Below are 13,576 nucleotides of genomic sequence, written 5' to 3'. Positions count from 1 at the left end.
CAATCATAACCCTTATGAAAATTAAAAGACCCCGAAGTATTTCGGGGTCTTTTAATTTTGAAACAGCTTTATTTATTACGTTGATCAAAAAAAACAATCAGCTGATACACATTTGTATTTAACTCTTTCATTTTCTCGGTAAGATCGCTGTACAGCGAATAACCAAGTGTTACAATTCCGTTATTCGCATCTCTGTCAGATGGATCAGTCTTTAAATTAGAAGGATCATTATCCTGGTATTTGAACCAATGAAAGCCCACGCAGTTTTTTGATTCTAATAAAGCCAAGGTGAAATTCTGATAAAACAGTCCACGATCTTTTTGTGTACGAACGATCCAGCCTGCACCGGAATAGTTGGGCATACCACTGTCCTCCCCTTTTGTGTACCATTATGCTGCCTTTAATTTTTAATTGTTATGTCGAAAGCTGCAAACAATGTTGTTTTACGTACTTAATAAAAAAACCTCTGACCACCTGTATGCATTAGCCTGAATTTGCTCGTTGAACAAATCAATGTTAAAATCAATCCGGTCAACCTCGATCGAAAATTTATAGCCGCCAGGTTTTAGGAGGCATGCCGCCTCCTTTCATTTTTTCTACATTTTCAAGAATCAGCTTTTTTACTTCATTGTTTGTATCGAGAATACTATCCGATGCGGCCTGCTTCATGCGAGCAATGCCTTGCTCTTTTTTCCCTGTTTTATAAAGTAATGCTGCATAAACAGACAGATTTGAAAAGTGAGGAAAAAATCGCTGTGCCTGCTCTGCCCAACGTAACGCCAATGCTAAATGATTTTGATTATTGCTGTTCATGTAAACCGCTTCAGCTGCATCCCGTAACTGATAGGAAAATGTAATCATACGGCGGCTTCTGTTAACTCTGTTCAGTAATTCCCAGTTTTCTGATTTTGTTGAATCTGCTGTACCATTGATGTAAGGTTCTCTGAACTTTTTATAATCTGCTTCGTCAGCTGCTTTCATTGCAACGGTATCCATTTTGTATAAGCCACTAACAACATAATCAACTGCAGCAGGAAACAATTTTATTGTATCGCCTGTTTTGTTGTAATAATCCAAAGCCCACCTCCGTTCCGTTGCTGCTGTGTCTTTTTCCTGTAATAGCTGCGAGATCTTTTTACCGGCATCACAAATAACCGGCAGAAAGTCTTCCCTGTAATCAGGAATAATATGTTTAAAGAAATAATTACGAATACCCTGTTGCATCAATCGCAATGAATATCCTTTTGCTTTTCCGCTAATAGAATCAAGAAGCTGATGATTGGATACCACATACGCAAACAGCTTCCCCCCCGGTGCGTATTCAATATTTGCATCGTAAAAGAAAACTGAATTTAAAAATTCCGAGTACCCAATATCCCCGGGTAACACCCGGCTTATCAATTCATCCGCAATTTCTGCTGATGGCAATTTCAGTAAAGCACGCTTCTTCAGATAAGCTATTAAAAATGTTATATCTCGTTTACCGGATTCATATTCCTGGTTCCATTTTGCAATCGGATTTGGATCGTCTTTTTCTTTGAGCGCATTTGCTGCGTGCGCAAGAAAAGGAGCAGCTTCATTATAACCACCAAAGCGATACACCAATTCACCATCACCGTTGACAAACAGGTAGGTTGGATATGCTTTCACTGCAAAACGTTTAGCAATCATGATTCCTTCACCTTTCTCTGCGTCAATTTTGTAGTTTACAAAAGACTTATTAAAGAACTCACTCACCTTGGTTTGTGGAAACACATCAGCTACCATTTTTTTGCAGGGACCGCACCAACTTGTGTATACATCAATAAAAACCAGTTTGTTTTCGGCCTTGGCTTTTGCCAGAACTGTTTTCCAACTTCCTTCCTGGAAATTGATTCCCTCTGCGGCCATCACCAGAAGAAAAGAAAACTGCAGGAATACAATCAGTAAAAAACGTTTCATAAATTTCATTTTATCACTTGTTTAGAACCCGAATAGTTCCATTATTTTTTGATCCGGTTTTTGCCGGGCCTGATACGAGGAATCATCGCACCGTCTTTGTCCAGCAATATTTTTGATTGAAGTGATTTTCTATTTTATTAACTGTTCCAGAGCTTTTTCCAATTGATCTCCACGCAGATTTTTAGCGATAACCACTCCGTTGGGATCAATCAGCCAGTTTTGCGGTACTGCCGTTACACCGTATGCATGTGCCACTTCATTATTCCATCCCTTCAGATCACTTACATGAATCCAGGGAAGACCATCCTTTTCAATTGCTTTCAACCATAGATCTTTTTTATGATCAAGTGACACAGCGAGTATTTCAAAATTTTTATCTTTGAACTTGCTATATGCTTTTACCACATTCGGATTTTCTGCACGGCAAGGACCGCACCAGCTTGCCCAAAAATCAATCAGCACATATTTTCCCCGCAGCGACGAAAGTGAAACAGGAACGTTCTTTGTATCAGCTTGTGTGAAGTCCAATGCAGTTTGTCCAATTGCAGTATTCTTTGCAATGGCGAGTTTGTTTGCCAGTTCCTTTCCTTCTTCGCTGCTGCGGATCCGTTCACTCAACGTGTTAAAGAAAGGCTCAAACGTTTTGGGTTCAATAATACTTGCTTTTCTTTTTACGAGATCAAAACTCACGTACGAATCCGGATATTCTGCAATGAAGGCATCTTCTGTTTTATTCATTTCAGTTCTTATGCCTCTGAGTTTTGGATAAAACTCTTTTGCTGCAGAATCCTTTTTTTCTTTTAGTAACTTTCTTACGTTTTCACTAACAGGACGCATCTCATCCTCCAACGGCTTTAACCGGGACAATAATTGCCTGTAATCTTTTTGTGTGGCCCCACCATTGATGATTGCAGTTTTTATATCATTGGTACCTGTCACAGCTATCGTTCCCTTATCAAGAAAAAAATCCTGCTTGTCGGCATTAATATACCTTTCAATCGTCATTGGCAATACATCGTCTTTGAGAAACTTTAATGTAATAATTGCTTTTACCGGGTGCCTCACGTCGCCTTTCAGTTCAAATCTTCCTTTCTTCACTGCAACCGAATCTAAAATCATTTCATTGCCATTGTGGTATTGTAATACAACTCTTGAAGGTTCTTTAACTCCCCGTAATGTTCCTTTAATGACAAATTTTTCCTGGGCCTTTACTGCAATAGCTGTCAGCAAAAGCACATACATGATGAAATGCTTTTTCATGAATTAATTTTTTATTTTTTATTGATTGTTCTGCATGCCGGGGTTTTGGTTGATCACTTTCTCTGGAAAGCGAAATACAAGGCGTTCCGGTTTTAATGTATGTGTTGACACAACTGCACCAGCAGCGTTATAAATAGTATGTATAGTACCAACTGTTGAGCTGAATTGCGGATCCACCGATAGTCTCCGCATATCAAACCAGCGAAAACCCTGCACTGCAAATTCACGGATACGTTCATCAAGAATAAACCTGATCAATAAATTCTGATCTGCTGCTGTTGCCGCAGAAACTGGTGCATCTGCAGCTGTCATTCTTTTTATACGGAGTGCTTCCACATCTGCTTTTGCACCAGCAAGATCATTTAATCTTGCTTTACATTCTGCTCTTAACAAGAACAGCTCAGGCAATACAAATCCGATTTGTACGCCGGCAGGCCCTCTCCGTCTCAGCATACCGTTTGGATAAGCAGCGCCGCTTGGATATGGATTACCCACAAAGAAATTCCTGCGACGATCTGATGCTGTAAATAAAGCAAGCGTTTGTTGTGTAGCAACAATTTCAGAATTACCAAAACTCCAATTGTTGATAAACTGTTTGCCATAAATATTTTCCTGGTTATTCGGAACTGTAGGATATGCAGGACCAAATAAACCGATTGGCAAAAACGAACCGCCGGTTGCAAACGTTACATTATAATCGTACAATGCAACAGGTATAACAGAAGTACTGAGACTTGTAAATGAAGCATTGAATTGAGTTAATGCTTCATTGTATTTACCCATAAACACATACACCTTACCAAGTATGGCTTCGGCTGCGCCTTTCGACATTCGCAAACGATGTGTAACACCTGTCGGAAGATCGGAAATAGCTGCAGTGAGATCACTCACAATAAAATCATACACTTCTTTTACCGATGCTCTGGTAAAGTTTGTCTCCGTTACATCTGCTTTTGTAACAATAGGGAAACCCGGGTCGTTAGCAGATGAAGTTGAATAAGGCTTACCGTAATAGTTGATCAGCAAAAAATAGGTCCATGCACGGCCGGCCAATGCTTCTGCTCTTAATGCCTTCTTTTGCTGTTCGGTTCCATCAACGGAATTCATTACTTCATTGATGATTTTGTTATAGGTATAAATATTCCGCAGGGGCACAACCATTTCTGTTGCATCCTGGTCGGGCTCATAAATTACATCATCCCAACGATACAAGCGTTGCGTTCTGATTGCTGCTCCCGTAAAATAAGATTCGATAGCAGCTATTTCGTCGCCCATTACTACCTGCGCATCTGTGCTTACATTCAGCAGATCAAGATTATTGAGTAACAGACTGTAATCATTTGTTTTCTCTGCAATGAGATTACCTTTCGGCACGATCTCCAGGAAACTTTTTTTGCATGCGGTTGTTGCTGCCATGATCAAAACAGCAAGAAACAGTTTTTTATATCGTGAAAGATGTTGCATTGTAATTGGCTTTTGAATTTTTAAAAAGTTACATGAGCACCAACGGTAATTGTTCCCTGGTTTACACGCATGTTCCTGGTTCCGAAAAATGCCTCCTGGAATTCAGGATCGATACCATATTTATTTGCTTTCCATAACATCAGGTTCGACACCTGTAACCTGAAACTGATGTTATCAGTTTTAATATGACTGATCAGCTGTTTGGGTAAACTGTACGAAAGAGTAATATCACGGAGCTTGATATAAGATGCACTTACAACGTTAATGTTGCCACGGGTGTAATAGGTAATGTCTCTACGTGTGGATGAAACACTTCCGTTACTTACAAACGAAGGAATGAGTGTTGCAGCTTCATCTCCACGTTGCTTCCATCGGTTCATAAACTCTGATGTCATGTCGAAATTAGTGCCTGAAAACCCGGAGTTATTACCAAATGCATTATTCAATACCAGCCTTCCCGCAAAATACTGGTTTACATCTCTGCGCATGACATGGCCAAGATTGTAGATCATATTGATACCGAGACTGAAGCCTTTGTACGTAAACATATTTGATACACCACCACTCCACAAAGGCTGGTAAGTTCCCGAAAATGCGATATCGTCAGCCAATGCGGCATTTCTTGCTTTTGTACTTGTTTTATCATTCAGATAAATCAGGGGATCGCCGAGTGTATCAAGACCTGCATATTGATAAGAGAATACTGCAAATGCAGAGTGACCGGTGAGAAACCGTTGTTGCACTTTTAATTGACCTGTGGTAATTGGCGATGCGGAAATAAGATTGGTGATCTTGTTTTTATTATATGCTGCTGTTACAATTGTTTGCCATCTGAAATTTCGCTTTTCAATGTTCACTGAGTTCAGACTTATTTCAACACCTCTGTTCAGCATATCACCGAAGTTGCCGGTGATGGCACTGTAACCGGTAAATGCATTTACCACAAGGTTGCCTATAAGATTTTCTGTTTTCTTACTGTACAGATCAACGGCACCATTCAAACGGTGTTTTAAAATACTAAAGTCGAATCCTACGTTCCATGTCTTTGTACTTTCCCAGGTAAGCTTTGTATTGCCGGGAGCACTGATACGCAGGCCCACACCGTTGAGCAAAAATGTACTGGATGCAGCCGAAAGAATATCGAACGAAGATGCCTGCCCGGGTATGGGTGCGTTACCTGTAATACCATAAGTTAAACGCAATGCAAGATTGTTGAGCCACTTTACTGAAGACATAAATTTCTCATCGATCAGATTCCATTTTGTACCCACACTCCAAACCGGTTTGTTCTGCGCCGACTTATCAATGCCAAATAAATTACTTTTATCAATTCTTGAACTGATGTTTATGGAATACTTTCTGTTGTAAGTGTAACCTGCATTTGCGTAATAAGAAGTAAAGCGAATTTGTGATTCTGTTTGTTGAAATGCATCATTGGCTAAAATACTTCTTCCTGAATTGTTTGCCATTACCGGGGTAGCCACACCTGTTGAACCAAGAGTGAAATAATCGATAGCGGCATAGGTTTGGAGCAATTCGTTATAACCTCTTACAATACTTCTGTTGCTCATGTTAAATTGTTCCTGTGCTTCCTGTCCGGCTAAGGCTATGATTTGATGCTTTCTGTTATTCCAGTTATTATCGTAAACCAATTGATTACGGACTGTCCAGTTGCGTTGTGATACATTGGTTACACTATACCTGCCACCAACAGTGGGCAGATAATACGTTGGTGTTACTGATGGGTTTGCTGCAACAGTAAACTGTACAAGCTCACTGCGTACCAAATAACTTTTATCGCTGTCGAAGGCTGATGTGCGGTTGGTGCCTTTAATGTAACCAACAACAGCTTCGTAACGTAATCCCTTAACCAGTTTAATTGTTAAACCCGAAATGATCCGGTTCAGTAACGCATCACTTTTGGTATAACCATAATCAAATTCATTTAAGGGATTGTAATCAAGACTTATCCTGCTGCGGCTCTCGTAAGCAATTCGTGTTGAATCGCTGAGATAGGTCATGTAGGGCATTGATAAGTTGTTTCCATTACCATCACGAAACAGCTGGTAAGGATAGAAGCGATTATTAACATTAATATTTCGTTTGGCCTCTGTTACTGTATTGCTTAAATCAGTAATCAGGTATAACTGTACATGCTTGCCGAGATTAAAGTCTTGCCGGATGTTTGCTTTATAACTATTGTTCTTATCACCGGGACGGTTGGATAGCGTATTGGTGTATGCCAATGATGCGTAAATGGAATGGATCTTACTCCCTGCAGTTAATGAAACAGTATGGTTCATTAAGGATGCATTGCGATACCATAGATCACTGATCTGTTGTGTATTATTGATTGCAGCAAGACTGTCAAGACTGGCATTTGCTTGAGCAGCAGAAATAATGCCCCTGTTTTGATTATACAAAATCATTTCATGAGGAGGTACCCCTACCGAACCGGTATTGGTATAACCTGAAACAGTATTCCAGGGATATGAAACAGGATCAAACACATCTTTTGCTGCCTGTATAAATTGCTGACTGTTTAATACGGGAAAATAATTTACATCAGGTCTTCCCTGGAAATTCACAAAACCATCGTAGTTTATTTTTAAGCGCTCGCCTACACCACCTTTTTTTGTAACGATCACAACAACACCGTTCGATGCTTTCGCACCCCAGATGGATGCAGCGGTTGCATCTTTCAATACAGTGATGTCAGCCACATCCTGTGGATTGATGGAAGAGATATCCCCCATCGGTATACCATCCACTACATACAATGGCGCTTTTGTAGCATTGATTGAACTCAATCCTCTGATCAATACCCCCTCTGATCCGGGTGCATTGTTAAGGGTTAAACCGGGCACTAGTCCATCCAGCCGTTGAAGAATGTTCATACTGGTTGAACGGTTGCGTGCAATTTCAAGATCAGGCTTTGCAAATGCGCCGGTACTTCTTTCTTTTGAAATAGATTGATACCCTGTATTGACTGTGATGGTGATTTCATCGTTCTCTTTAAACTTTGTGCTCAGCCTGATCATGCCAAGGTTTTCCCGGCGATTAACGGCTAACTCTTTACTTTCAACATTCACACCACTGAACACCAAGATGCTGTTCTCCTCAACATTTTTTAACACAAACTGTCCCGCTTTATCTGTTGCTGTTGCGTTAACCGTTCCTTTTACCGTTACGGTTACCGCTTCTACTCCTTCGTTTTGTTCGTTTACAACTTTACCTCTTACTTCTGCCAACTGCACAGGTAATGGCGTTTCGGCTGGCTCATCTTTTTCTTTGATAACAATTACTTTGTCAATAATATCATAGGTGAGCGGCTGGTCTTCAAAGATCTGAACCAACAGTTGACGCAGTTCAACTTTCTTTGCATCAATAGAAACAGGCTTTGCCTTTTTCATATCACCCTCAGAATAGAAAAAACTGTAGCCGCTTTGCTTTTTGATTTCGCCAATCACTTTCTTCAGGGAAATGTTTGTTCCTGAAATGCTGATCTGCTGCCCAAAGCCGGCAGCACTTACCTGCATAAAACAAATGAACAGAAAAACAGCAGATAGTTTCATGACCAAAATGGTTTTGGTTGTAAAAAGAGGGCATAAAAGACTACGCAGAGGCAGTCTTTCTGCCTTACAAAGAGCAGATAATTGCATACCTTTGATTTGTTGAGTGAATAATAAAATTTCAGACTTTATTGGATGCTCACACCGCCGGAAGTGTTGCCGCACGACCGGCTTTTTTTATTTTACAGTTACTTTTTTCCCATTTATTTCGAATTTTACTTTTGTTGTTGCTTCAATAATTTTCAACAGATCAGTAATGCTTTTCGAGCGGGGCAATCCTCCAGTAAACGTTTCGTTCAAATCAGCTTCATACGCAACCTCCACATCGTACCACCTTGCCACCTGCCGCATAATCTCTTTAATATCTCTGTTATTATAACTGAAGATTCCGTTTTTCCATGCCAGTATTTCTTCTACATCAATATTGTACTGTATCTGTATCTGATCGCTGCGGTTAGCTTTTGTAACTACAGCCTGTTGTCCGGGATTCAGAAATACATGATTGGTTCCTTTCGTTACCTGCACTTTGCCTTCTGTAAGTGTTGTTTTTATTAAAGGCTCATCGCTATAGCTGTTAATATTGAAATGTGTGCCAAGTACTGCCACTTCCATATCGTTTACTTTTACATGAAATGGCTGCTTGGGGTTATGTGCTACTTCGAAATAACCTTCACCTGTAAGCTCAACTTCCCTTGTATGACCGTTAAACGCCGTTGGAAAACGAAGTGAGGATGCAGCATTTAACCAAATTTTACTTCCATCTGCCAATAACAGTTGGTATTGGCCGCCCTTGGGTGTAGAAATGGTGTTGTATAAAAGTTCATTGTTCCCATCGGCAGTTCCTTCCATGTATGATAGCTTGCCATCAATATTAATCACCGTTACATCGCCCTGGTTTGCTACTGTTTTATTACCAGCACTATCCAGCACTACAACTGTACCATCGGCAAGCGTTAAAACAGCTTTGTCACCACCTGGCACAATCTGATCCTTAACAATTTTTGTTACCTGCCCTGCTGTATCTGAATTTTCATTCTTACGGTTGATCAGTAAATAGGTAACGCTTATGATAAGCAACAAGGATGCGGCTGCGGAAAGCCATTTATAAATTGGCCTTATACCCACTACTTTTGCATGCTGCACCGGTTCGTTTATCTTAAGCAGCACATCAGCCAATGCCTGCTCCACTTTTTCACTCGATGGAAACTCTTCTTTGAAAGAAATACTCAACAGAATTTTCCTTGCGCCCTCTATCTTTATGGCTATGTCAGGATAGGCAGCTACTACATGTTGCCACCAATCCTGGTTCTCCTTGTCAGGACGAAAAATCCATTCCTGGAATCTCGGATCATTCACAAAATCTTCTTCTGAAAAGTGCTTGTATTGTTCCATTGTTTTTCCTGGCTTATAAATTAGTATGTAGGGATATTGTTTTTACCCCACGGAAAAGAAAAAAAATAAAATTTACCCTAAGAGCCTTGTAAGCAGTCCAATTAAAAGACCGTTAGGCATATTCAACTGCTGCCTCAGTTCATCGAGGGCACGGGCTACAATTTTATAGGTGGCTTTGGTTGTAATGCCTAAAGTGCTTGCTACTTCTTCATAAGGCAGGCCCTCGTAAAATCGTAAGAAAATAGCTTCCCGCTGCCTTGAGGTGAGAGCCGCTAGGGCCTTCTGAATTTTTTGAGTCGTAAGCGTATCGGTTTCCCGGCTAATGATGATATGATCAATACCAAACTCGGGTTCCTCAGCAACAGTGTTTTCAGCACCGTACCGCTGCTGCGTTTTTAAGCGGGTAAATAAAGTGTTACGGAAGATGCTGTAAGAATAAGTTTCAGGGTATGTAATTACTGGAATGCTTTCTCTTTTTTGCCAGATGATAAGCAGGGTTTCCTGTGCAGCGTCTTCTATAAGCGATTCATCGGTTGTAAACTTTTTTCCATAGTTGTATAATCGCCTGTAAAAATCACGAAACAAATCGGCATAAGCCTCTTTATCGCCTGCTGCAATTTTTCCCCATAAAATAGTTCTGGTTTCCAAACTGGTATCTTCTTAAAACTAAAATTAGCCAAAATAATTATGGCTATGATACCGGCAGAAAAGAATAATCGTAAAAATGATCTTATCCTTTGGCGTATAATCTTTGCTGATAACCGGGAGGAAAGTAGAAACCTTCCTCCGGGAAAAATCAACATGAGAAAACTTATCAATTAAACCAAAATCATAAACGATCAATCGCTTTATAGTCGATGAGTTCCACTTCCTGCGATAAATATTCTTTTCGCATGGGTTGTTCCTTCATCAGATCGGTACTCAGGTATTTTTTATTACTGTCGCTGAACACGGTGACTACAACTTTATCAGCACCCATTTCATTCTGCAGTTGAATAGCACCTAAGAAATTTGCACCGGAAGAAATACCCACTGCCAATCCTAATTGCTTCGCAAGTTTTTGTGCCATGATGATCGAATCACCATCAGAAGCTTTTACTACTTGATCGAGCTGATCAAGTTTTACAATGGCCGGAATAAATTCATCGGAGATGCCTTGAATACGATGCGAACCAACTTTATAGCCGGTGGTAAGCGTTGGTGATTCAGCAGGTTCTAACGGATGTATTTTAATAGCAGGATTGCGTTTACGGAGATATTGTCCCATCCCCATCACAGTTCCTCCAGTACCAACTCCGGCAATAAATGCATCCGGTGTAAGGTCTACTGATTGCAACTGCATCCAGATCTCTTTGGCGGTTGTTTTTTCATGCGCTTCGGCATTGTACAGATTCTCAAACTGCTTCGGAAGGAAAATAGTGTTGTCTGCTGCCGCCATCTTTTCACTTAATGCAATACTGCCCAAAAATCCACCTTCTTCTTTGCTGATGAGCAGTACATCGGCACCCAGACTTTTGATGATATCAATACGTTCTTTACTCAACCAGTTGGGCATAATGATCTTTACTTCATGACCTAATGCTTTACCAATGGCACTGAAAGCAATACCGGTGTTACCACTGGTGGCTTCCACAATGGTGTCGCCTGGCTTTATTTTATTCTGGCGGTAGGCCTGTTGTAAAATATACAACGCCATACGGTCTTTAATACTTCCGGTGAGATTATAGTTCTCACATTTCACATAGATCTTACGGCACTCATCTTTGTATTTGTAAGCGATCTCCAGCATGGGTGTGTTACCCACCAAGCCCCATAAATGCCTGAACTTTTTTTCCAGTTGATCCGGTATTGACGAAACTGTATCAAAGCAGCCACAGTCAGTAACTGTCCTCTTCATCGTTAATTCTTTTTCCATCATTTATACTTTTAATTAAAGCGTTGCTTTATGTTTTGCTTTTACTGTATCCAGCAACTGTTTGAATTTTTCAATATCCGGATCGTAACCATAACCATCAGGTACGATCCTTTTTTCATTTGCATCGAGGAAGAAGTAATACGGTTGTGAGTTGGCACCGTATTGCGTTACCTGCAGATCAGCATTTTTATCGCCCAGCGTTTCCACCTGTTTGTTCAATGCTTTGGAGAAGTACTGTTCACTTTCCTGCAGATCTACATTCTGCACATCCACATAGAGTGATACAATGACAAAATCTTCTTTCAGTTTCTTCATCACTTCTGCATCGCTCCACACCTGCCCTTCCATCTTGCGGCAGTTCACACAGTTGATACCTGTGAAGTCGAGCATCAACGGTTTCTTCAGTTTGCGTGCAACAGCCAAGGCTTCATCATAATCAAAGTAAGTAATCATACCGTACTTGGTCACCACTTCCGGTTCATACATTTTCATTTGCTCGTAGTACTTCGATGGATGAGGTTGTTCATTTGCTGCGCTGTTTGATGAAGATGCACTTGTATGCATACCTGCTCCCATTACAAAATCCTGTGTCCCCATCGGTGGCACAAATGCACTGATGCTTTTCAATGGCGCACCAAACAAACCTGGTATCATATATACTGCAAATGCAAAGGCAGTGATCGCAAACATTAATCTTGTTACAGTGAGGTAGGGCAAACCAAAATCATTCTTCGGCAGTTCATCATCATGATGAAATTTCAGTTTACCTAAAAGATAAACACCCAATAAAACAAAGATGACGATCCACAACGTAATGAACACTTCTCTGTCTAATATGCGCCATCCTTTTACCAGGTCGGCATTCGATAAAAACTTTAATGCAAGAGCAAGTTCTAAAAAGCCGAGTGTTACTTTCACTGCATTCAACCAACCACCGGCTTTGCCTAGTACATTCAACTTACTTGGAAAGAAAGCAAACAATGCAAACGGTAATGCCAGTGCAGTAGAAAAGCCGAGCATACCCACCAGCGGACCAAAATAACTTCCTTTTGATGCAAGCACTAACAAATTACCAATGATGGGGCCGGTGCAGGAGAATGATACCAGCACTAATGTCAACGCCATAAAGAAAATGCCGAGAAAACTTCCGGTACTTGCTTTAGCATCACTCTTGTTTGTCCAGCTTGATGGTAAGGTGATTTCAAATGCACCAAGAAAGGAAAATCCAAATACTAAGAAGAGTGCAAAGAATACAAGATTGGCAATCCAGTTGGTGGCGAGATTATTTAATGCCGCAGGGCCAAAGATCAAGGTGACCAAAAAGCCAAGCAATGTAAAGATCACTACAATGGATCCTGCATAATACAAAGCATTGCGGATACCTTCGGCTTTTGTTTTACTGCGTTTGGTAAAGAAGCTAACGGTAACGGGTATCATGGAATACACGCAAGGTGTAAGCAATGCCAATAGTCCGCCACCAAAGGCAGCTAAGAAAATCCAGAGTAATGATCTGTTAGCAACAGCACTGTTACCATCTGTACTGTTGTTTGATATAGTTTGTTCAGGCTTGATGAAAAACTTAAAAGCCTGCTCTCCGGGAATATACTCATCGCCTTTTGCAAACAAGTAATTGATGGTTCCTTTTACCAAAAAACTATCGGCTTCATTTGCATTGATCTTTTGTTCCCACACAACAGAATCAGAAAAATATTCCACCTGTGCCTGTGTGCTTGCATCGAGCTCTGTTTTCTTTGTTCCTTTTTCTGTAACCGTACCGGATAAATAGTTGTTTGCAGATGAATCGAAGGTTACTGTTGAGAACAACACATCTTCTTCCTTTTTCTGCAAAGCAAAAAACTTAACACCAGGCTTGATGTTGATATGCAGCGATAGCAATACTTCTTTATCACTGATGCGTTGTTTGCTGTAACCAATGGCTACAGCCGTTGAATCTTCTGCACGCACATACTGTGCTGTTGCCAGGAAACCAAGCAACAGATACAGCATTGCAATCGTTCTTCTCTTCATTATT

At 40.5% G+C, this 13,576-nt stretch carries 9 protein-coding genes; all 9 read right to left on the bottom strand.

Going from position 1 to position 13,576, the window contains the following annotated elements; all coding sequences use genetic code 11:
• Window positions 1-68: 68 nt before the first annotated feature.
• The 9 genes from H4075_RS07295 to H4075_RS07255 all read right to left on the bottom strand — a co-directional run bounded on the left by H4075_RS07295 (window position 69) and on the right by H4075_RS07255 (window position 13,572).
• The gene (locus H4075_RS07295; protein ID WP_182805515.1) at window positions 69-362 is read right to left on the bottom strand and encodes a hypothetical protein; all 294 of its coding nucleotides are present in this window, start codon (window positions 360-362) and stop codon (window positions 69-71) included.
• 187 nt (window positions 363-549) lie between these two features.
• Window positions 550-1,941 (bottom strand): thioredoxin family protein, encoded by a 1,392-nt coding sequence (locus H4075_RS07290; protein WP_182805513.1) that lies wholly within the window; start codon window positions 1,939-1,941, stop codon window positions 550-552.
• A gap of 129 nt (window positions 1,942-2,070) precedes the next feature.
• Window positions 2,071-3,201 (bottom strand): TlpA disulfide reductase family protein, encoded by a 1,131-nt coding sequence (locus H4075_RS07285; protein ID WP_182805512.1) that lies wholly within the window; start codon window positions 3,199-3,201, stop codon window positions 2,071-2,073.
• Between the two features lie 18 nt (window positions 3,202-3,219).
• Window positions 3,220-4,665, bottom strand: coding sequence for a RagB/SusD family nutrient uptake outer membrane protein (locus tag H4075_RS07280; protein ID WP_182805510.1), 1,446 nt, complete (start codon window positions 4,663-4,665; stop codon window positions 3,220-3,222).
• 20 nt (window positions 4,666-4,685) lie between these two features.
• Window positions 4,686-8,240, bottom strand: coding sequence for a SusC/RagA family TonB-linked outer membrane protein (locus H4075_RS07275; RefSeq protein WP_182805508.1), 3,555 nt, complete (start codon window positions 8,238-8,240; stop codon window positions 4,686-4,688).
• 174 nt (window positions 8,241-8,414) lie between these two features.
• Window positions 8,415-9,629, bottom strand: coding sequence for a FecR family protein (locus tag H4075_RS07270; protein ID WP_182805506.1), 1,215 nt, complete (start codon window positions 9,627-9,629; stop codon window positions 8,415-8,417).
• Window positions 9,630-9,701: 72 nt separating this feature from the next.
• A complete protein-coding gene (locus tag H4075_RS07265) occupies window positions 9,702-10,277 on the bottom strand; it encodes an RNA polymerase sigma factor (RefSeq protein ID WP_182805504.1) in 576 nt (191 codons plus the stop codon).
• 181 nt (window positions 10,278-10,458) lie between these two features.
• Entirely contained in the window at window positions 10,459-11,526 is a 1,068-nt protein-coding gene (locus H4075_RS07260; RefSeq protein ID WP_182805502.1) for a PLP-dependent cysteine synthase family protein, read from the bottom strand.
• 33 nt (window positions 11,527-11,559) lie between these two features.
• Window positions 11,560-13,572: a protein-disulfide reductase DsbD family protein gene (locus tag H4075_RS07255; RefSeq protein WP_182805500.1), complete on the bottom strand. Its 2,013-nt coding sequence runs from the start codon at window positions 13,570-13,572 to the stop codon at window positions 11,560-11,562.
• Window positions 13,573-13,576: the final 4 nt, after the last annotated feature.

Origin of the sequence: Lacibacter sediminis, assembly GCF_014168535.1 — a bacterium.
GTDB classification, from domain to species: domain Bacteria; phylum Bacteroidota; class Bacteroidia; order Chitinophagales; family Chitinophagaceae; genus Lacibacter; species Lacibacter sediminis.
Note: the sequence above shows the minus strand (reverse complement) of the source record. Positions and strands in the feature narration are given on the sequence as shown.